Genomic DNA, 19,957 nt, shown 5'->3' with positions numbered 1-19,957 from the left:
TGGTCTGGGCGTGCTGTTAATACCAGCCGCTGGCCTGCGAGTGCCCCCAGGCGCCACAGGGCGTGCCGTAGCGGCCCTTGATATAGCCGAGACCCCACTTGATCTGCGTGGCCGCGTTGGTCTGCCAGTCGCCGCCCGCGCTGGCCATCTTGCTGCCGGGCAGGGACTGCGGGATGCCGTAGGCGCCGGAGTAGCGGTTCATGGCCCGCTCGTTCCAGCCGCTCTCCTTCTGCCAGAGCGACTCCAGGCAGCCCCACTGGTCGGCGCCGAAGCCCGCCCCGGCCAGCATCTGCTTGGCGACGGCCTTGTTGCTGCCCGGCGAGGGATTGCTGCCCGGCGGGAAGTTGGCGGGCGGGAACCCGTCGCCGCCCGGTGACTTCTTCTTGACCACGATCCAGTCGAGATCGTTGGGCTTGCCGCCCTCGCGGCTCTCCTTGAGCTTGCGCGCCTGGTAGGCCTTGACCCCCGCCTCCTTGAGGGCGTCGCTGTCGGGGTCGGGCGCGTAGAGGTCGCCGCTGGCGATCCGGCCGAAGTCTTCCGCCGAGATCGGCGTGGGCGGCGTGTTGGCGTTCTGGATCGCTCGGTAGGCGACGAAAGCACCGCCGCCACAGACGACCACGACGGACAACCCGATGACCACCACGCGCTTCACTGTCCGCGAGGACGAACGGGCCGGTCGACGTGCCGAGCGGGGGGTTTCCGGCGCGGGGCGCTCACTCAACTGCGGACCAGGGCTCACGACCCATGAGCTTGCCCTGTCATGGGGGGTGGTCCGCAACCGAAACGGGACATCCGATTGGCGCCACATTTACTAACGGGCTGGTTGGCGCACAGTTTCGCCAGCAGTGTGATTTTCATCACATCGTCCGGCCCGCCCTTCGGGCGCCCGTCACCGAAGGGAGGGCCGCTTCTAGCGTGCCTGGAGTTGTTTTGGGTCTTGTGCGCGCCATGTCACAGTTTCATGACAGAACGCAGATAGTCGCAGCTGGGAAGAATAATGTCCGCGTGGCTGGCATCCTCCTCGTCGAAGACGACCCCTCCGTACGCACGGCTCTAGAGCTGGCGCTGACCAGGCAGGGGCACTCCGTCACGTCGTACGCGACGGGCGAGGAGGCCCTCGACCACGTCAGGTCCCGCCGCCCCGAGATCGCGATCCTCGACGTCATGCTGCCCGGCATGGACGGGGTCGAGGTGTGCCGGCGCATCCGCCGGCTCGACCAGCTGCCGGTCATCCTGCTCACCGCGCGCGGCGACGACCTGGACGTGGTGGTCGGGCTGGAGGCGGGCGCCGACGACTACGTGGTCAAACCGGTCGAACCCCGGGTCCTGGACGCCCGCATCCGCGCCATCCTGCGCCGGGCCGAGTCCGCCGCCTCCGACCGGATCTCCTTCGGCGACCTCATGATCGACCGGGGCGCGCTGAAGGTCACGCTGGCCGGCAAGGAGATCCACCTGACGCCGACCGAGCTGCGGCTGCTGCTGGAGCTCGTCCGGCATCCCGGCCAGGTGCTCAACCGGCGCTACCTGCTGCGGGCCGTCTGGGACCACACGCACGTGGCCGACTCGCGCCTGGTCGACGCCTGCGTGCAGCGCGTACGCGCGAAGATCGAGCCAAGACCGGCGGAGCCGGTGTTCATCCACACCGTGCGCGGGTTCGGTTACCGGTTCAGCCCTCCGTGATCCCGCTGCCCACCGGGCTACGCGCGCGCCTGGTCATCACCTTCACCCTGGTCGCCGTCACCGCCTCCTTCCTCGTCGCCACCATCGGCTTCGAGCTGGCCAAGTCGGCGCTCATCAAACGGGCCGAGGACACCTCCATCGACCTGGTGACCAGAGAGCTGGGCCGCATCACCTTCCCGGTCGGCACGCTCCGGCAGGGCGAGGCCCCGCCCACCACCAAGAACCTGGAGAACGTCGCCCAGTCCCTCAACGGCCCCGGCCGCAGCGTCGTCGTCGAGTACAAGAACCTGGCCTACGCCGAAGGCCCGCTGAACATGAACGACGTGCCCAACGAGCTGTACGGCCGGGCCAAACGGAACGTCGTCACCCAGCGCACCCTCATCCACGACGAGCTCTGGCTCATCGTCGGCGCCGAGGTCTATCGCAGTACCGACACCGGACCCGAGGCCACCGGCCTGCGGGCCTTCGTGTTCTTCCCGCTGCGCGACGACGAGCGCCAGCTGGCCACGCTCAGGGGCACGCTCACCCAGGGCGGCGCGGTCATCCTGCTGATCGCCCTGGTCGTGGCCCTACTGTCGGCCAGGCAGGTGCTGCTGCCCGTCAGGCGACTCAGCGCCGCCGCGCAGGCGCTCGGCCAAGGACGCCTGGACACGCGTCTGCCCGTGTACGGTCAGGACGAGCTGGCCGAGCTCACCTCCAGGTTCAACGACGCGGCGGCGGCGCTGGAGCTCAGCGTGTCGGAGCTGCGCTCGCTGGAGGCGCTGTCGCGCCGCTTCGTCGCCGACGTCTCGCACGAGCTGCGCACCCCGCTCACCGCGATGACCGCCGTGGCCGACATGCTCTCCGAGGAGGCCGAGCGGCTGCCCAGCGCGCCCGCGGAGGCGGTACGGCTGGTGCTGCGGGAGATCGAGCGGCTGCGCGGCCTGGTCGAGCACCTCATCGAGATCAGCCGCTTCGACGCGGGCACCGCGACGCTCAACCTGGAGCCGGTCGACGTCTCCGACGCCATCCACGACTGCCTGGAGGTACGCGGCTGGAGCGAGCAGGTGGAGGTGCACACCTCCCGCATCCTGACGGTCAACCTCGACCCGAGGAGGTTCGACGTCATCGTGGCCAACCTCGTCGGCAACGCGCTCAAGCACGGGCTGCCGCCCGTGGTGGTCAACGCCAGGGCCACGAAGAACGGGCTGGAGGTCAAGGTACGCGACCACGGCAAGGGCATCCCGATCGAGGCGATGCCCCATGTGTTCGACCGCTTCTTCAAGGCCGGCGCGGGCCGGGCGCGCAGCCAGGGCAGCGGTCTCGGCCTGGCCATCGCGCGGGCCAACGTGCACCTGCACGGCGGCACCATCTCGGTGCGCCGCCAGGAGCCGGGCACGCTCTTCACGGTCTGGCTGCCCCATGGCTGACCGTCGCGGGGCTGCGCGCCGCGTGGCAGAGGGTCGCGCTCTCGCCGCCGCGCTCCTCGCCCTCATGGCGGTGACCGCCTGCGGCATCTCCCCCACGGACGTCGAGGAACGGGCCGCGCCGCCGGTCATCGAGGTGCCGCCACCATCGAAGACCATCTACCTGCTCAAGAACGGCAAGCTGACGCTGGAGCCCGCCGACGTCGACTCCGACACGGTCAGCAGCCTGCTCACCGCCCTGTTCGACGCCTCCGGGATGCCGCTCGGCGACCGGGACACCGCCCTGCGCGGCTTCACCTTCGAGCGCATCGAGGACTCGCTGAACCCCATCCAGCGCGACGAGGTCCAGCTGCCGCGCACCTCGACGCTGACCGTCTTCGTCAGGGGCGAGGGCACGCTCAGCAAGCTGGCCAAGGCCCAGATCGTCTGTACGGCCCAGCAGGACGCCGCGTTCGAGCAGGTCAAGATCATCCACCAGTACCCGGACGACCGCCCCTCCAAGACGGAGGGACGGTTCATCTGCGGCGACCTGAAGTGACCTACCTGAAGGGCCTTACAGGGTGATGTCCTCCAGCATCTCGGTCACCAGTGCGGCGATCGGCGAGCGCTCCGACCTGGTCAGCGTGACGTGCGCGAACAGCGGGTGGCCCTTCAGCTTCTCCACCACCGCCACCACGCCGTCGTGCCGCCCGACCCGCAGGTTGTCACGCTGCGCGATGTCGTGGGTGAGCACCACCCGGGAGTTGGCGCCGATCCTGCTCAACACGGTCAGCAGGACTCCGCGCTCCAGCGACTGCGCCTCGTCCACGATCACGAACGCGTCGTGCAGCGACCGGCCGCGGATGTGCGTGAGCGGCAGCACCTCCAGCATGCCGCGGTCGAGCACCTCCTCGATCACCTCGGGAGAGCTGACCGCGCCCAGGGTGTCGAAGACCGCCTGTGCCCACGGGCCCATCTTCTCGCCCTCGGAGCCGGGCAGGTAGCCGAGCTCCTGGCCGCCCACGGCGTACAGGGGGCGGAAGACGACGACCTTGCGGTGCTGGCGGCGCTCCAGCACGGCCTCCAGGCCCGCGCAGAGTGCCAGCGCCGACTTGCCGGTGCCCGCGCGCCCGCCCAGTGAGACGATCCCGATCTCCGGGTCCATCAGCAGGTCGAGCGCGATGCGCTGCTCCGCGGAGCGGCCGTGCAGGCCGAACACCTCCCGGTCGCCGCGCACCAGCCGCACCGACTTGTCCGGCAGCACGCGGCCGAGGGCCGAGCCCTTGGCCGACAGCATCCGCAGGCCCGTGTGCGTCGGCAGGTCTCTGGCCTCCTCCAGATCTGCCGTGCCGTGCTCGAAGAGCGTTCCCACGTCCTCCGTGGTCACCTGGACCTCGGCCATCCCGGTCCAGCCCGACTCGACCACCAGCTCGGCGCGGTATTCCTCCGCGGACAAGCCGATCGAGGCGGCCTTGACCCTCATGGGCAGGTCCTTGGAGACCAGCACGACATCGCAACCCTCGGCGGCGAGCGAGCGCGCCACGGTCAGGATGCGGGTGTCATTGTCGCCAAGGCGGAACCCGACGGGCAGGATGGATGGATCGCTGTGGTTGAGCTCAACCCTGATCGTGCCGTCTCCCGTAGGCATCGGCTCGTCCAGCCGGCCGTACTGAACTCGTAGATCGTCGAGGTAGCGCAAAGCTTTCCTCGCGAAATAGCCGAGTTCGGGGTGGTGTCGCTTGCCCTCCAGTTCGGTGATGACCACGATCGGGAGGACCACGTCGTGCTCCGCGAACCGGGTCATGGCGGCCGGGTCGGCTAGCAGTACTGAGGTGTCCAGCACGTACGTGCGCTTGGCCGGGTTGGTCGAAGGGTTGCTCGAGGACACTGCCACACGTTCTCCCCCGGGCGCCCATCGAAACGGGCACCCTGCAGACGAGGTGGGAACCGGACCGGACCCGCGTCCCCGACCACGATCTGCCGGCGGCGCCGGATTCCGGCCCCCCGCGGCAGGTGTTGGTGCAAAGGCGGGCCCTCTCCGGAGTGTCCGGCCTGTGGCCGGACACTTTTCACGTTACGTCCTGGATACCCAGATGTCCCGTCAGGAACCGTAACGTCGGTGTCTCGCGGCGTAGTCGCGCAGCGCCCGCAGGAAGTCCACCCTGCGGAAGTCGGGCCAATATGCCTCATGGAAGTAGAACTCTGAGTGAGCGCTCTGCCACAGCATGAAGCCCGACAGGCGTTGCTCGCCTGAGGTCCGGATGAGAAGATCCGGGTCGGGTTGGCCGCGAGTGTAGAGATGCTCCGCGATGTGCTCGACATCGAGCACCTCAACGAGGTCCTCGATGCTGGCACCCTTGCTGGCGTGCTCCTGGAGGAGTGAGCGCACCGCATCGGCAATCTCACGCCTTCCTCCATACCCAACTGCAACGTTCACAATCAGGCCGGGACGGTGCGATGTGACTTCTTTTGCGTTTTTGAGGACATTCGCCGTCTGGTCAGGGAGCAGGTCCAGCGCGCCGACCGGGCTGATCCGCCAGCCCGCCTCCACCAGCTCCCGCGTCACGTCCTCGATGATGCGCAGGAGCGGCTCCAGCTCCTCGCTCGGCCGGTTGAGGTTGTCGTTGGACAGCATCCAGATGGTGACCACCTCGACGCCGCTCTCGCGGCACCAGGTGACCAGCTCGGCTATCTTGTCGGCACCCTTGCGGTGACCACTCGCGACATCACGCATCCCCATGGCCCGCGCCCAGCGCCGGTTGCCGTCGATGATGACCCCGACGTGCCGGGGGACGCTGTCTTTCGACAGCTTGGTCTCCAGCCGGTGCTCGTACAGCCGGTAGACCAGATCACGCAGGCCCACGGAGTCCTCCCCATCGGTGCCGTGCCTATGGTCGAATGACCCAACAGGCAATTATCACCGCGTTTCACCCCAGCCTGCCCCCTCAACCGGAATCCCGGCCGCCCAGGCAGTCCTCCACCTCATCGACCAGACCGTGCACGAACGCGGCCAACTCGGACGATGTCAGGACCGCCCGCATCCCCACGCCGCTGGAGCCCCAGGCTTCCACGTAGGCCCTGCGGGTAACCCGCCACTGGCCCTGGACCGGCAGCCAGATGGGGATGGTCCTGAGCTGGCAGCGTAGCTCCCCGCCGGTCACCGCGCCGGACCTCGCGCGATATCGGAACGAGAACAGCTCGCTCCCGCCTTCGTCGCCGGGGAATCTGTCATCAGGATCCGGCCATTTACCCGCTTCGCCCTGTTCCTGCTCTTCGCGGGCCCGGCTGACGCCGCGCGCCAGCCGAGCCAGCAGCCAGCCGCACCGCTCGCCGACGGTCCCGCACGGCGCGCCGTCGCGGCGGAGTTCCAGGGTGATCTCGTACGGCCTGCCGACGCTGTCCGTGCACGCGACGGGCGTGACGGTCAGGTATGAGCCGTCGACACAGCGGAGTCCTCCCATGTCAAGAGGGTATCCCCCGTCAAACTCCGCCAAACCCGTAGAAATACCCAGCCGTACCACCGAATACCTGGTCGCGGTCGGTGCCGCCGAGCAGGGCCGCCGCCACCTCCCAGACCGTCCGGTAGTCGGCCGCCAGCAGGGCCACAGGCCAGTCGCTGCCGTACATCAGCCGTTCGGGCCCGAACGCCTCCACCGCGTGCTCCACGTACGGCCTGAGGTCCTCCACGGTCCACTCCTGGTGGTCCGCCTCGGTGACCAGTCCCGAGACCTTGGCGTACACATTGGGACACGCGGCGGCCCGGGTGAGCTGGGCGGCCCACGGCTCCCACTCGTGGTCCTTGATCCGTGGCTTGGACAGGTGGTCGATGACGATCTTCAGGCTCGGATGCCGCTCGGCGAGGGTGACCACGTGGTCGAGGTGGCGCGGCAGCAGCGACGGCACGTCGAGGGTCAGACCGGCCTCGGCCAGCAGTCCCAGAGACTCCAGGACGCGGTCTTGGACCACCCAGTCGGGGTCGGGCTCGTCGTGGATGAGGTGGCGGATCCCGGCAAACTTCGGATGTTTCCGGTAGCGCTCGATGGCCGCCCCGGCCTCGTACGGGCGCTCCAGCGGCACCCAGCCGACGACGGCGGCGATGAAGTCGTGCGCCTCGGCCTGGGCCAGCATGGCGTCGGTGTCCTCGTAGCAGTCGGCCGCCTGTACCAGGACCGTGGCCTCTGTGCCGGTGGCGTCGAGCTCCGGCCGTAGGTCCCCGGGGGTGTAGGTGCGGTACAGGGGGCCTAGGTCGGGGGTCAGCCAGGTGTACCAGCCGGTCTCGACATTCCAGAAATGCTGGTGCGCATCCACTATCACCTGACAAAACCTAGGATGTCTGGGTATGTCAGATCAAGAGGCGCCAGCCATGTGGCCGCCCGCCCAGACGCGCGACTGACCGCGCCGCCCGCCCCAACGCGCGACCGCGCCGGCCGTCACGAAGACGGCCGACGCGGTCGGTGTCGGTCGGTGCTGGTTGGTGCCGACCGGTGCCGGTTGGTTCCGGTCGGTGCTGGTTGGTTCAGGCCGGTGCTGGTTGGTTCAGGCCGGTTACCTGTTGATGCCAACTGGTTCCGCTGTGGGTCAGCTCAGCCGGTCGAGGAGGGCGTTGTACTCCTCCCACAGCTCCTTGGGCAGGTGCGAGCCGAACTTGTCGAAGTGGGCCGGAATCAGCGCCGCCTCCTCCCGCCACACCTCGCGGTCGACCGTGAGCAGCGTACGCAGGTCCTCTTCCGCCAGGTCCAGGCCCTCGACGTCGAGCGCGTCCGGCAGCAGGCCGATCGGGCTGGGCACGGCCTCGGCCTCGCCGTTGAGCCGGTCCACGATCCATTTGAGCACGCGGCTGTTCTCGCCGAAGCCGGGCCAGATGAACTTGCCGTCGGCGTTCTTCCGGAACCAGTTCACGTAGTAGATGCGCGGCAGCCTGGCGTTCTTGCGGCGGCCGATCTCCAGCCAGTGGGCGAAGTAGTCGCCCATGTTGTAGCCGCAGAACGGCAGCATCGCGAACGGGTCATGGCGCAGCTCACCGACCTTGCCCTCGGCGGCGGCGGTCTTCTCGGAGGCGACGTTGGCTCCGAGGAAGACGCCGTGCTCCCAGCTCAGCGACTCGGTGACCAGCGGCACCGCGGTGGCGCGGCGGCCGCCGAACAGGATCGCCGAGATGGGCACGCCCTTGGGGTCCTGCCATTCGGGGGCGATGGTCGGGCACTGCGCGGCGGGGGTGGTGAAGCGCGCGTTCGGATGGGCGGCGGGCTCATCGGACTCCGGCGTCCACGAGCGGCCCTTCCAGTCGGTCAGGTGCGCGGGCGGCTCGGCGGTGAGCCCCTCCCACCACACGTCCCCGTCGTCGGTCAGCGCGACGTTGGTGAAGATGCTGTTGCCCCAGAGCGTCTTGACCGCGTTGGCGTTGGTGACCTCGCCGGTGCCGGGCGCGACGCCGAAGAAGCCGGCCTCGGGGTTGATGGCGTGGAGGCGGCCGTCGTCGCCGAACCGCATCCAGGCGATGTCGTCACCGACCGTCTCGACCTTCCAGCCGGGGATCGTCGGCTGGAGCATGGCGAGGTTGGTCTTGCCGCAGGCGCTCGGGAACGCGGCCGCGATGTAGCGGGTCTCGCCCGAGGGCGGGGTCAGCTTGAGGATGAGCATGTGCTCGGCCAGCCAGCCCTCGTCACGGGCCATGACGCTGGCGATGCGCAGGGCGTAGCACTTCTTGCCGAGCAGCGCGTTGCCGCCGTAGCCGGAGCCGTAGGACCAGATCTCGCGGCTCTCCGGGAAGTGGCTGATGTACTTGGTCGAGCTGCACGGCCACGGCACGTCCTCCTGGCCGGGCGCCAGCGGCGCGCCGACGGAGTGGACGGCCTTCACGAACTCGCCGCGCTCCTCGATCAGGCGCAGCGCCCCCTCCCCCATACGGGTCATGACCCGCATGGAGACGGCCACGTACGGCGAGTCGGTGATCTCGACGCCGAGCTGGGAGATCTCCCCGCCCAGCGGGCCCATGCAGAACGGCACGACGTACATGGTCCGGCCACGCATGCTGCCGGCGAACAGCTTGTCGAACGTCTGGCGCATCTCGGCGGGCGCGACCCAGTTGTTCGTCGGCCCGGCGTCCTCCTCGCGCTCGGAGCAGATGAACGTGCGGTCCTCGACCCGGGCCACGTCGGTCGGGTCGGACTTGGCGTGGAAACTGTTGGGCCGCTTGGCCAGGCGCGTGAACGTGCCCTGCTCGACGAGCAGGTTGGTCAGGCGCGTCCACTCCTCCTCCGAGCCATCGCACCACTCGATCCGGTCGGGCTGGGTCAATGCGGCGATCTGGTTCACCCAGGCGACCAATTCGGCATTGCTCGTCGGGGCGGGTACTTCCACGGAAACGGACACGGCGGCGGCTCCTCCACTCTCTCGGGCCCAAACATCATTCACGACGACGGCGCCGAAAAGCCAATTGGCATAGACCTATGCCCGGATCCGGCCGTCGCCGCAGGCTGCGGCCTCGATGATTGGGGGAGCCTACCCCGAAGAAGCGGGTTCAAAAGAAATCGACCCGCCCACTGTCCGGCCAATGAAGTTGGTCTAAACCAATTTCGCAAGAGGTTTAGTCCATTCGCCGGAGAGTTTCTCCTGCGTACTCTCAGGAATTGACGTCCGGCCCGGCGGAGCGAACTCGGTCGACGTGTTGCAACGCGTCTCGCAGTTCGGAGAGCCAGGTGTCGGTGTTCTTTCCGACGAGTCGTACGCACCAGGCCAGCGCGTCGCTGCGACTGCGGGCCACGCCCGCGGCGACGAGCGTGTCGAGCACCTGGCGTTCCTGCTGTCGCAGGCGTGTCATGACGGGCACCGAAAGAGTGGTGAACATCACAGCGGTATCGCCGCAGGCGACACCCCAGGACACCTTCTGCCGGAACCGCCTCTCGGCCTCCTTGGCGATCTCGATGCGGCGCTCGCGCGTCTCTTCCCTGAACCGTCCGATGAGCCCCTCGATCAGGGCCGCCTTCTCGACGTCCGATCCCTCGGAACCGGGCTCCGGCAGTGTGCCGAGAACCGCGATCTCCTCGCGGTCCAGGACGATCTCCGGCGCCTCGGTGAACCATCCCTCGGGCAACCGCCCGGTGAACCAGCCCTTGATCTGGGCCGCTGCTTCATCACTTACCATGTAATTAGAATTACACGGGTGCGGAGAAAAAGCACGCGCCGAAGGACTTCCTCTTTAGGGTGAAGCCGTCAGCGAACGCGAGCCGCCGCCGCCGGGCTGACCCTGACGATTCCGGCCAGGTTCCGAGTGCTCATCGGGGCGATCTTGACCACGTCGCCGGTGCGCGGGGCCACCACCATCTTGCCGTCGCCCCAGTAGATCGCCACATGCGAGATATAGCCGGGATTGGTCGGGTCAAGGCGCCAGAAAATCAGGTCACCCGGCTGGATCTGGGCGAGCGGCACCTGCGGCCCGGCCAGCCACTGCTGGTGCGTCACCCGCGGCATGCGTACCCCCGCCTGCGCGAAGGCCCACTGAACCAGGCCCGAGCAGTCGAAGGTGTCGGGGCCTTCCGCGCCCCACACGTACGGCCTGCCCAGCTTGGAGGCGGCGGCCCTGAGCGCGACGGTGATCTGCTCGCCATTCACGAACGAGCCGGCCGCCCAAGTGCGGGCCTTGGCCTGCGCGGGAGGCAGCACCGGGTTGACCATGGCCGTCTGGGTGCCCTTGGGCAGCACCTTGAGCAGGGCCTTGCGCAGCTTGTCGGAGTTGGCCTTGGGCGCGCTCACGATCAGCGCGTTGTCGCGCGGCAGGCCGAGCGTACGTCCGACCTCACGGGAGACGACGGCGTCGACCGCTCCGAAGCCGGTCGTGGCGTAGGCCCCGATGCGCAGCGGCCCTGAGGGCCCGCGCACCCGGCTGTGCAGACTGAGGCCCCCGTCGCTGCCGAGCACGAACGAGACCGCCACGTCGCCGGCCGCCACGTTGTTCCACAGCGCGTCGGAGGCCGCCGTGACCTTGGGCGTGTAGGCGCGGAAGGTCGAGGGGTCGACCGCGAGCGTCTGCACCCGCTTGTCGTCGAGCATGATCGAGGCCGCGTCGGCCAGTTCGAGCGCCGTCACCCCTTGCAACCGCGCCACCTTGCGCAGCAGCTCGTTGGTCAGCGGCTTGCGGGTGACCACGAAGAGATTGGGCTTGTGTAATTGGCCCAGCGGCTTCACCGGCTGCTTCGCCGGCTGCGTGGTCGTGCCGCTCTCGGCCGCCAGGCTCTGCTGGGGCATGGGGCGGTGCTGCTGCCGCACGGCGGCCGCGGGCAGCTGGCCGCCCGCCTGCCGCTGGCTCACCTGCGCGAGCAGCAGCAGGTCGGCGGTCAGCACCGCGACGAGCGACACCACGATGAACGGGACCAGTTTGTGGTGGTCACGCCGCTTCCTGGAGCGGACCAGGAAGCTGAGATCCTGCCGGATACCGGAGGAACGCGAAAAATCCGCCGGACCGTCGTGGGCCCGGCGGGTCGTGTCTTCGGAAGTCAGTTGCCGATGTACGGAACGGCCTCGAGGATCTCGACGGTGTTCTGGCGACCGTTGGGCATGGAGTAGGTCGCCTTTTCGCCGATCTTTTTACCATTGATCGCCGCGCCAAGGGGCGATTTCGGCGAATACACGTCGATCGGGGCTCCGCTCTCCTCACGGGACGCCAACAGGAAGGTCACCTCATCGTCGTCACGGACGAACCGGATCGTCACGGTCATGCCGGGGCCGACGACCCCTTCGGTCTTCGGTGCCTCTCCCACCTGGGCGTTGTCGATGATCTGCCGGAGGTGGAAGATGCGGGCCTCCATCTTGCCCTGCTCATCCTTGGCCGCGTGATAGCCGCCGTTCTCCTTCAGGTCACCTTCCTCACGGGCGGCCTCGATCTTCTTGGCGATGTCGACGCGCCCTGGGCCCGAGAGGTATTCGTACTCCGCCTTGAGACGGTCGTACGCCTCCTGCGTCAGCCATGTGACGTTCTCATCGCGAGAGTCGGCCACGGGTTCTCCTTGCTTGCCTAGGGGGCCCTGAGATCACTAGAGGTTGCATGCGGTCGAATTGCGAAAGGCTAACAAGTCAACAGCTCGTACGCTTCCTCAAACGTCTCATTCTACGAGATTGCAGTACTGGATGTGGACGGACGTGGCCTGGGCACTCGTGTCCAGGCGCTCTTTGAGCTGCTTACTACCCCCACCAGCCGGGATTCTTACTTCCCTGCTGCCCACTTCTGCGTGGTTGACATCTGTGGCCCTGATACGGCATACGGCGACCCGGTCAGCTGGCTTGCTCACCTCGAAGGTGATCTCGGCCTCGTTGGGGCGATTGGCCTGGAACGACACCACCTGGGGGATGGCCCCGGTGTTGCCGCCGGTCATCGACCACATCACGTAGCCCCAGCCACCTGCGATGATGGCCACCAGCACGCCGATCACGACGTGCACGACGACGCGGCCCCGGCGCTCAGGACGGTCGGGGAAGTCGTCGGGTGTGCCGAGAACTGGACGGCTCTCGACATCTTCGGTGGCCATGGCGGAATCTCCCTGCACTCCCTCAGCGTTATCCGAGACAATTGTTCCCTGCGGGGGTCACGCCCTCGCGACCGCCCAGCTGAACCTAACCTCTCTGGGCAAGTGATCGGTCCAACTGAGGAGACATCGAGCCCGTGAGTGCACCGTTGAGGCTGATGGCCGTCCACGCCCATCCCGACGACGAGTCGAGCAAGGGCGCCGCCACGATGGCGCGCTACGTCCGTGAAGGCGTCGACGTGCTGGTCTGTACGCTCACAGGCGGTGAGCGAGGCTCGGTGCTCAACCCCAAGATGGACCGGCCGGAGATCGTCGACAACATCGGTGAGGTCCGCAAAGCGGAAATGGCCCGCGCGCGGGAGATTCTTGGAGTTCAGCAGGAGTTCATGGGCTTCGTCGACTCCGGCCTGCCGGAGAGCGAGGAGGAGGAGCTGCCCGAGGGCTGCTTCGCGGTACAGAAGCTCGAAGACGCCTCCGCGCCCCTTGTCGCCGCCGTACGCGCGTTCAGGCCACACGTCATCGTCACGTACGACGACGACGGCGGCTACCCCCACCCCGACCACATCATGACGAACCGGGTCTCGGTGGAGGCGTTCGAGGCGGCCGGCGACCCCGACCGCTACCCGGGCACCGGCGACCCGTGGCAGCCGCTGAAGCTCTACTACCAGATGGGCTTCACCAAGGAGCGGTTCGAGGCGCTGCACGAGGCGATGACCTCGCGGGGCATGGGTTCCCCTTACTCGGACTGGATCTCCCGCTGGGAGGACCGGCCCGCCAAGTGGCCCGTGACGACCCGGGTGCCCTGCGCCGACTACTTCGAGCTGCGTGACGAGGCACTGCTCGCGCACGCCACCCAGGTGGACCCCGACGGCTTCTGGTTCGTCTGCCCGCGCGAGCTCCAGCAGGAGATCTGGCCGACCGAGGACTACCACCTGGCGCGCTCCCTGGTCGACACCGAGCTGCCGGAAGACGATCTGTTCGCCGGAATCCATGCCGACGAGGTCTCCGCCGCCTGCCACTGACCCGAATCCACGCCGATGAGGGTCTCCGCCGCCTGCCACTGACCGGAGCATGACCCCTCGGTGGCAGACTGGAGGAGTGATAGTTCTCGCAGCGGGTGATGTGAGTCCGGGCCTGCTCGGCTTCGTCGTCGTCGCCCTCATCGGGGTCGCCCTGTACATCCTGATCAAATCGATGAACAAGCAGATGTCGAAGATCCAGGTGCCCCGGGCGGCCGACATCGACGACAAGAAGGCCGAATAGATGCCGGTCGAAATAGTCGACAACGCCGAGCAGAGCCGGTTCGAGATTCTCGTGGACGGCACGGTCGCCGGGTTCGCGGACTACCGTCTGCTGCCCACGAAGATCGTCTTCACGCACACCGAGGTGCTGCCCGAACATGAGGGGCAGGGCCTGGCGGGCAAGCTGGTCGGGCACGCGCTCGACGCGAGCAGAGACACCGGCCTGCGGGTCGTGCCCCTCTGCCCGTACGTCGGCAAGTACATCGAGCGCCACCCCGAATACAAGGATCTGGTCGACGGCTCAACCGCCGGGTGACCAGGCGCGTCAGGTCGCCGGGTGACCACGCGGCGTCAGTCGCCGGGTGACCACGCGCGTTCGAGCGCCTTGGGCAGGCCCCACCAGCCCAGCGGGGTGAGCACGTCCTCGGTGTCGACGATGCTCAGATAGCCCCACAAGGTCACCACCGGCACGAACAGGCGCTCGGTCGCGTCGAGGTCGTCGGCGTCCTGGTCGTCGATGTCGATGTCCTCCGACTCGGCGATGAGCCGGGCCAGCCGCTCGGGCGAGGCGAGCACGCCGGGACCCAGCCTGGTCAGGGCCGCCACCGCGGCCAGCCAGTCGGCGTGCTGGATGGCGCACAGGTTGGCCAGCACGGTGTCCTCGTGGCTGAGGTCGCCGTCGAGATCCGCGAACTCCTCCAGGCTGTCGCCGGCCTCCGACAGGTCGGAGATGGGCCCGGCGATGCCGGCCGCCACCGACAGCCAGAGCTCGCCGTCGTCCTCGGGCATCGGCCGGTCGTCGAGCCCGGCGCAGGCCCGCAGTACGTTCGCCGGATAGCCGGGCAGACCGAGCAGCTCACGCAGCAGCGCCCCGGCCCGCCGCAGCTCGTCGGCGGGCAGCTCGGGCGGCTTGGGCAGCTCGCCGACGATCCGCCGCAACTCGGTCAGGGCGAACGCCTCCTCCTCGTCCCAGGCGGCGAACAACTCCTCGTCCTGCTCGTCGCTGACCGCGAACCCGGGCACCCGGCCGTCGGGCTGCGGCTCACTCAGCCAGCGCTCCTGAAGCTCCTCGTACGTCCTGCGGGCCCCCGGGTCACCGGCGACCAGCGCGTCGGGGTCGATCTCACCCGCGCTGACGCGTTCCTCCAGATACCGCACCAGCAGCGAGAACATCTCCTCGGCCACCGGCCCGCGCTCGTCCTCCTCCGGCCAGACGAAGTAGCCGGGCGTCATCAGCATGGGCTCGGTGCCGGTCGACTCGACCCAGCGCTGCACGTCGCCGACCGTGGCGACACCCGACTCGATCGAGGCGAGCGTCGACCTGGCCGACTCCCAGAACGCCAGGGAGAGCGGGTTGCCCACGGCCATCAGCGCGCGCCGCAGGTCGGGCAGCGCCACCAGCGCCACCCCGGAGGGCACGGCGAGCAAGGCGCGTGCCACGTCCCTGCGGGTGAGGGCGGCGGCGGGGCGGCCGGCATGCGTGCACACGTAGTCCAGATCCACGCTCCGTAACCTACGCCCCCGCCGTCCCCACCAAACGCGTGTGTGCGTGACCGATCTCCGTCGGCCTGTGCGGGCTGCTGATGATGCCGCCCAGGCGAATGTTGGTCGTCAGGTGACTCCAGGTCCACAGTGACGGAGAAGGGGGCGGCAGCCTTGATCACTCCGGTGAACATTTCGCCGTCCCTGTAGGCATTGGTGGCGGGGTCGAGAACGTAGGTGTAGATGATGGGGACACCGGTTGCGGTTCCGCGCTGATCTGGGTGTGCATCCACGCGGGCGCCACCATCTCGGCGGTCATGGTGCGTGCCTCCTTCGAGGAGCCTCAACAGTTCCAGCGCTGCTGGGCTCAGTTTATTGTCCGCGATGCCAAGGCACCCGATCTCGGAAGAGCGCGATTGCCTTGCCGACTGAGCGAGGCGGAGGCCGTGCGCGGCCTCACCGACGGGGTGGGCATTGTGAGAGGCTGAATCGTATGAACCGGCTAGCTGATGCAACGTCGCCGTATCTGCTTCAGCACGCTGACAATCCGGTCGACTGGTGGCCCTGGACACCGGAGGCATTCGAGGAAGCGCGACGGCGCGATGTACCCGTTCTGCTGTCGGTCGGTTACTCGGCGTGTCACTGGTGTCACGTGATGGCGCACGAGAGTTTCGAGGACGCCGACACCGCGCGGCTGATGAACGAGCACTTCGTCAACATCAAGGTGGACCGTGAGGAGCGGCCCGACGTCGACGCCGTCTACATGAGCGCCACCCAGGCCATGATCCATCAGGGCGGCTGGCCGATGACGGTGTTCGCCACGCCCGAGGGCCATCCGTTCTACTGCGGCACCTACTTTCCGCGGCCCCAGTTCCAGCGGCTGCTGCGCGGGGTGCACGACGCGTGGACCGGCGATCGGGCGAGCGTGACCGAGCAGGGGTCGAAGGTGGTCGAGGCGCTCAACGCGCACACGACGCTGCCCACCGGGCCGCTGCCCGGCGAGGAGACGCTGGCGCTGGCCGTACGGAATCTGCGGGAGTCCTTCGACAAGGTCCGCGGCGGGTTCGGCGGGGCGCCCAAGTTCCCGCCGTCGATGGTGCTGGAGTTCCTGCTGCGCTCCGGCGAGACCGAGATGAGCGGCCGCACGCTGGAGTCGATGGCGCGCGGCGGGATGTACGACCAGCTCGGCGGCGGTTTCGCGCGCTACAGCGTCGACGCGGGCTGGGTGGTGCCGCACTTCGAGAAGATGCTGTACGACAACGCGCTGCTGCTACGGGTCTACACGCACTGGTGGAAGGCGAGCCGGGCGCCCCTCGCCCGGCGGGTGGCGCTGGAGACGGCCGAGTGGCTGCTGCGCGAGCTGCGCACCGCCGAGGGCGGCTTCGCCTCGGCGCTCGACGCCGACAGTGAGGGCGAGGAGGGCCGCTTCTACGTCTGGACGCCGGAGCAGCTGCGTGAAGTGCTCGGCGATGAGGACGGGGACTGGGCCACGCGGCTCTTCGAGGTGCGGGGGACGTTCGAGCACGGCACGTCGGTGCTGCAACTGCTCACCGAGCCTGGCACGGATGATGCGGCGCGCTTCGACGACGTCCGGGCGCGGTTGCTCACCGCCAGGCAGCGGCGGGTCCGGCCGGGCCGTGACGACAAGGTCGTGGCCTCGTGGAACGGCCTGGCCATCGCCGCGCTGGCCGAGACCGGCACGGTGTTCGACCGGCCGGACCTGGTGGCGGCCGCCCGGCAGGCGGCGGAGCTGCTCGAAGACGTGCACATGGACGGCGGCAGGCTGCTGCGGACCTCGCGCGACGGACGGGCGGGCCGCAACGCCGGAGTCCTGGAGGACTACGCGAACCTGGCCGAGGGACTGATCGCCCTCTACGGCGTGACCGGGGAGACGCGCTGGCACCGGCTGGCGGGCTCGCTGCTCGACACCGTGCTCGACCGGTTCGGGGACGGCGAGGGCGGCTTCTACGACACGGCCGACGACGCCGAACGGCTGTTCCAGCGGCCGCAGGATCCCACCGACAACGCGACCCCGTCAGGACAGTACGCCGCCGCCGGGGCCTTGCTGTCCTACTCGGCGCTGACGGGGTCCGCGCGGCACCGTGAGGCCGCCTACGCGGCGCTGGGCACGGTGTCCGTGCTGGCCACCGGGCACGCGCGGTTCGCCGGCTGGGGGTTGGCTGTGGCGCGGGCGGCGCTCAGTGGTCCCGTCGAGGTGGCGGTCGTCGGGCCGATGGACGACCCGCGTACGCGGGCGCTGCACCGCGAGGCGCTGCTGGCCGACGTTCCCGGTCTGGTCGTCGCGCTGGGCGACGGCGAAGGCGTGCCGCCCGGCGGGCCCGAGCTGCTGGAGGGCCGCGGGCCGGTCGGCGGCGCACCCGCCGCGTACGTGTGCCGGGGCTTCACCTGCCGGATGCCCGTCACCACCCCCGAGGAGCTACGGGCCGAGCTGGCCGACCGGTGACCGGCCGTTGTCGCTCCATCGGCCGGTGTCGTTCCCGTCCGGCCCGGTCGTGGGGACGTCCGGTTGGCCGGTGGGCGGGCCGCCGGTGTCGTTCTGCCGTGGCGGATCCTGCTGCGTATCCGGGCCCTGCGTGGTGGGCTGCTCCGTGCTCGGCTGCTCGGTGATCTCGGGGGTGGGCGAGGACCACGGGTCGGGTGCCTGGGTGTGCTGCGGTTCCTGCGGCATGTCCTGGCGCTCGTCGGGGCGGACCCAGTCGGAGCCGTAACCGTAGTCGGACGGCTCGGGGAACTCCATGACCGGCTTGCCCGCCATGGCCTCGGTCATGAACGCCCGCCAGACCTGGGCGGGCAGCTGGCCACCGAACTGCACACCGTAGCCGGGGATCTCCACCGGCTTGTTGTCGTCGCGGAACATGTTGACGGCGACGGCGAGCTGCGGCGTGAAGCCGTTGAACCAGACCGCCTGGGAGTTGTCCGTGGTGCCCGTCTTGCCGGCGACCGGGCGGTCGTACAGCCTGGCCGCGGTGCCGGTGCCGTACTTGACGACCTGCTGCATCGCGTACGCGGTGTCGGCGGCGGCCTGCTCGCTGACCACCTGGGTCGACGCGCCCTTGATCACGTTCTTCCTGCTGTCGGGGGCGGTCACCGACTTCACGACGTGCGCCTCCATGTGGACGCCGCCGTTGGCGAAGGAGGAGAAGCCGGAGGCGTTCTGCACGGCGCTCAGCGAGGCGACGCCGAGCGGGAACGTGGCGGCCGACTCGTGCTGCTTGAGCTGCGCCTCCGGGATGCCCGCCGCCACCGCGGTGGCGGCCACCTTGTCGAGGCCGACCTTCTGGCCGAGGTCGACGAACGCGGTGTTGACGGAGTTCTGGGTGGCGCTGATCAGGTTGATCTCGCCGTAGGAGCGGTCGCTGTCGTTGGGGATGGGCTTGGTGGCCGAGGCCACGCGCATCGGCGAGTTGCCGTTGACCCTGGTGGACAGGTCGAAGCCGTTGTTGAGCGCGGCGGCCAGGGTGTAGGGCTTGAACGTGGAGCCGGCCATCACCTTGGCCGAGAAGGCGTTGTCGTACTCGGAGCGGTCGGGGCGGCCGCCGTAGAAGGCGACGACCTCGCCGGTGGCCGGATCGACGGCCGCCAGCCCGGTGCGCACCTTCTTGGGCGTCGAGTCGGGCAGCACGGTCTTGACCGCGTTCTCGGCCGCCTGCATGAGCTTCTTGTCGAACGTCGTGACGACCCTCAGCCCGCCGCCGTTGATGTCCTCGTCGGTGTAGCCGCGCCGGTTGAGCTCGGCGGTGACCTGGTCGAGCATGTACTGGGCCTGGCCCTTGAGCTCGAACGGCTTCTTCGGCGCCTTGAGCGCCGGGAACGTCTGGGCGGCGGCCTGCTCGGGGGTGAGCGTGCCCGTCTGCCGCATGGCGTCGATCACGGCCTGCCAGCGGGCCTCGGCGGCGTCGAGGTCGGCGCCCTTGGGGTCGGCGAAGCGGCTGGGCTGCTGGATCACCGCGGCCAGGTAGGCGCCCTCGGCCACGCTCAGCTTGCCGACGTCCTTGCCGAAGTACGCCTGCGCGGCCGCCTGGGCGCCGTTGGCGCCGCGGCCGAAGTAGATCGTGTTGAGGTACTGCTCAAGGACCCAATCCTTGGACTTGGACTGGTCGACCTTGATGGAGATCATGATCTCCTTGAACTTGCGGGTGATGGACCGTTCCTGGCTGAGGCCGCTGTAGTAGTTGCGGACCAGCTGCTGGGTGATCGTCGAGCCGCCCTGGAGTTGCTGCCCGGAGATAGTGGACCACACGGCTCGCGCGGTGCCTTTGACCGAGACGCCGCCGTCTTGGTAGAAGGAGCGGTTCTCGGCTGCTATCACCGCGTCACGTACGTGCTGAGGCACCTTGTCCAGCGGAACGTTCCTGCGGTCGATGCCCTTCTTGGCGAGCACGCTCTTGCCGTCGCGGTAGTAGATCACCGACCCCTGGGCCGTGGCGTCCTTCTGGGTGCTGTCGGGGATCGGAGTCATCGCCCACGCGACGGCGAAAAGCCCTATGGCCAACAGGATTCCGGCGCCGAACACGATCAATAGTCGTGTCAGGATTCGCCGCTTTCGCACGCCCTTTTCACCACCGATCCGCACTCGCAACCCCCCGATCGCGCCTCGCCAAACCCCCGTCAGCTGGGCGAATGTCAAGGG

At 68.6% G+C, this 19,957-nt stretch carries 19 protein-coding genes; 7 read left to right on the top strand and 12 right to left on the bottom strand.

Annotated elements, in window-relative coordinates; translation table 11 throughout:
- Nucleotides 1–16: 16 nt before the first annotated feature.
- Nucleotides 17–643 (bottom strand): lytic transglycosylase domain-containing protein, encoded by a 627-nt coding sequence (locus AB0H88_RS33870; protein WP_357651703.1) that lies wholly within the window; start codon nucleotides 641–643, stop codon nucleotides 17–19.
- Between the two features lie 362 nt (nucleotides 644–1,005).
- On the opposite strand from AB0H88_RS33870, the gene AB0H88_RS33865 reads away from it, so the two are divergent.
- The 3 genes from AB0H88_RS33865 to AB0H88_RS33855 are packed head-to-tail and all read left to right on the top strand — an operon-like array spanning nucleotide 1,006 to nucleotide 3,624.
- Entirely contained in the window at nucleotides 1,006–1,680 is a 675-nt protein-coding gene (locus tag AB0H88_RS33865; protein WP_357651701.1) for a response regulator transcription factor, read from the top strand.
- Entirely contained in the window at nucleotides 1,677–3,089 is a 1,413-nt protein-coding gene (locus AB0H88_RS33860; RefSeq protein ID WP_357651699.1) for a HAMP domain-containing sensor histidine kinase, read from the top strand. Before AB0H88_RS33865 ends, AB0H88_RS33860 begins: the two co-directional genes overlap by 4 nt.
- Before the next feature lie 22 nt (nucleotides 3,090–3,111).
- Nucleotides 3,112–3,624: a hypothetical protein gene (locus tag AB0H88_RS33855; RefSeq protein WP_357651697.1), complete on the top strand. Its 513-nt coding sequence runs from the start codon at nucleotides 3,112–3,114 to the stop codon at nucleotides 3,622–3,624.
- Nucleotides 3,625–3,639: 15 nt separating this feature from the next.
- Here AB0H88_RS33855 and AB0H88_RS33850 read toward each other — a convergent pair whose 3' ends face one another.
- From AB0H88_RS33850 to AB0H88_RS33810, 9 genes are all read right to left on the bottom strand, one after another.
- Complete coding sequence (locus tag AB0H88_RS33850; RefSeq protein WP_308016218.1) at nucleotides 3,640–4,959, bottom strand: PhoH family protein; 1,320 nt, start codon at nucleotides 4,957–4,959, stop codon at nucleotides 3,640–3,642.
- 207 nt (nucleotides 4,960–5,166) lie between these two features.
- Nucleotides 5,167–5,928: an isoprenyl transferase gene (locus tag AB0H88_RS33845; protein WP_357651694.1), complete on the bottom strand. Its 762-nt coding sequence runs from the start codon at nucleotides 5,926–5,928 to the stop codon at nucleotides 5,167–5,169.
- Nucleotides 5,929–6,010: 82 nt separating this feature from the next.
- Nucleotides 6,011–6,526 (bottom strand): hypothetical protein, encoded by a 516-nt coding sequence (locus AB0H88_RS33840; protein WP_357651692.1) that lies wholly within the window; start codon nucleotides 6,524–6,526, stop codon nucleotides 6,011–6,013.
- A 19-nt stretch (nucleotides 6,527–6,545) separates the two neighbouring features.
- A complete protein-coding gene (locus tag AB0H88_RS33835; RefSeq protein ID WP_357651690.1) occupies nucleotides 6,546–7,379 on the bottom strand; it encodes an amidohydrolase family protein in 834 nt (277 codons plus the stop codon).
- A gap of 264 nt (nucleotides 7,380–7,643) precedes the next feature.
- Nucleotides 7,644–9,437 (bottom strand): phosphoenolpyruvate carboxykinase (GTP), encoded by a 1,794-nt coding sequence (locus tag AB0H88_RS33830; RefSeq protein ID WP_357651689.1) that lies wholly within the window; start codon nucleotides 9,435–9,437, stop codon nucleotides 7,644–7,646.
- A 250-nt stretch (nucleotides 9,438–9,687) separates the two neighbouring features.
- Nucleotides 9,688–10,209: a hypothetical protein gene (locus AB0H88_RS33825; RefSeq protein WP_357651687.1), complete on the bottom strand. Its 522-nt coding sequence runs from the start codon at nucleotides 10,207–10,209 to the stop codon at nucleotides 9,688–9,690.
- A gap of 68 nt (nucleotides 10,210–10,277) precedes the next feature.
- Nucleotides 10,278–11,420 (bottom strand): C40 family peptidase, encoded by a 1,143-nt coding sequence (locus tag AB0H88_RS33820; protein WP_357651685.1) that lies wholly within the window; start codon nucleotides 11,418–11,420, stop codon nucleotides 10,278–10,280.
- Between the two features lie 137 nt (nucleotides 11,421–11,557).
- Nucleotides 11,558–12,058, bottom strand: a complete 501-nt coding sequence (greA, locus tag AB0H88_RS33815) for a transcription elongation factor GreA (RefSeq protein WP_225296428.1) — start codon at nucleotides 12,056–12,058, stop codon at nucleotides 11,558–11,560.
- Nucleotides 12,059–12,163: 105 nt separating this feature from the next.
- Nucleotides 12,164–12,586: a DUF4307 domain-containing protein gene (locus AB0H88_RS33810; RefSeq protein WP_357651683.1), complete on the bottom strand. Its 423-nt coding sequence runs from the start codon at nucleotides 12,584–12,586 to the stop codon at nucleotides 12,164–12,166.
- A 134-nt stretch (nucleotides 12,587–12,720) separates the two neighbouring features.
- On the opposite strand from AB0H88_RS33810, the gene mca reads away from it, so the two are divergent.
- From mca to AB0H88_RS33795, 3 genes are all read left to right on the top strand, one after another.
- Complete coding sequence (gene mca, locus AB0H88_RS33805) at nucleotides 12,721–13,605, top strand: mycothiol conjugate amidase Mca (RefSeq protein WP_357651681.1); 885 nt, start codon at nucleotides 12,721–12,723, stop codon at nucleotides 13,603–13,605.
- 76 nt (nucleotides 13,606–13,681) lie between these two features.
- Complete coding sequence (locus AB0H88_RS33800; protein WP_357651679.1) at nucleotides 13,682–13,846, top strand: hypothetical protein; 165 nt, start codon at nucleotides 13,682–13,684, stop codon at nucleotides 13,844–13,846.
- On the top strand, nucleotides 13,847–14,140 hold the full coding sequence (locus AB0H88_RS33795) for a GNAT family N-acetyltransferase (protein ID WP_357651676.1): 294 nt from the start codon (nucleotides 13,847–13,849) through the stop codon (nucleotides 14,138–14,140). It begins immediately after the preceding gene.
- 35 nt (nucleotides 14,141–14,175) lie between these two features.
- Here AB0H88_RS33795 and AB0H88_RS33790 read toward each other — a convergent pair whose 3' ends face one another.
- Nucleotides 14,176–15,327 (bottom strand): hypothetical protein, encoded by a 1,152-nt coding sequence (locus AB0H88_RS33790; protein WP_357651674.1) that lies wholly within the window; start codon nucleotides 15,325–15,327, stop codon nucleotides 14,176–14,178.
- 472 nt (nucleotides 15,328–15,799) lie between these two features.
- Here AB0H88_RS33790 and AB0H88_RS33785 point away from each other — a divergent pair, with 472 nt between their 5' ends.
- Nucleotides 15,800–17,770: a thioredoxin domain-containing protein gene (locus tag AB0H88_RS33785; RefSeq protein ID WP_357651672.1), complete on the top strand. Its 1,971-nt coding sequence runs from the start codon at nucleotides 15,800–15,802 to the stop codon at nucleotides 17,768–17,770.
- Here the strand turns inward: AB0H88_RS33785 and AB0H88_RS33780 are convergent.
- Nucleotides 17,744–19,876, bottom strand: a complete 2,133-nt coding sequence (locus AB0H88_RS33780; RefSeq protein WP_357651670.1) for a transglycosylase domain-containing protein — start codon at nucleotides 19,874–19,876, stop codon at nucleotides 17,744–17,746. The genes AB0H88_RS33785 and AB0H88_RS33780 overlap by 27 nt on opposite strands.
- Nucleotides 19,877–19,957 lie beyond the last annotated feature (81 nt).

It is taken from the genome of Nonomuraea sp. NPDC050680, assembly GCF_040654555.1.
Lineage (GTDB): Bacteria > Actinomycetota > Actinomycetes > Streptosporangiales > Streptosporangiaceae > Nonomuraea.
Note: the sequence above shows the minus strand (reverse complement) of the source record. Positions and strands in the feature narration are given on the sequence as shown.

Bases quoted from the DNA above. Each gene is read 5' to 3' on its own strand.
- AB0H88_RS33825 (WP_357651687.1), bottom strand. From the start codon at position 10,209: ATGGTAAGTGATGAAGCAGCGGCCCAGATCAAGGGCTGGTTCACCGGG.
- AB0H88_RS33840 (WP_357651692.1), bottom strand. From the start codon at position 6,526: ATGGGAGGACTCCGCTGTGTCGACGGCTCATACCTGACCGTCACGCCC.
- AB0H88_RS33810 (WP_357651683.1), bottom strand. From the start codon at position 12,586: ATGGCCACCGAAGATGTCGAGAGCCGTCCAGTTCTCGGCACACCCGAC.
- AB0H88_RS33795 (WP_357651676.1), top strand. From the start codon at position 13,847: ATGCCGGTCGAAATAGTCGACAACGCCGAGCAGAGCCGGTTCGAGATT.
- AB0H88_RS33785 (WP_357651672.1), top strand. From the start codon at position 15,800: ATGAACCGGCTAGCTGATGCAACGTCGCCGTATCTGCTTCAGCACGCT.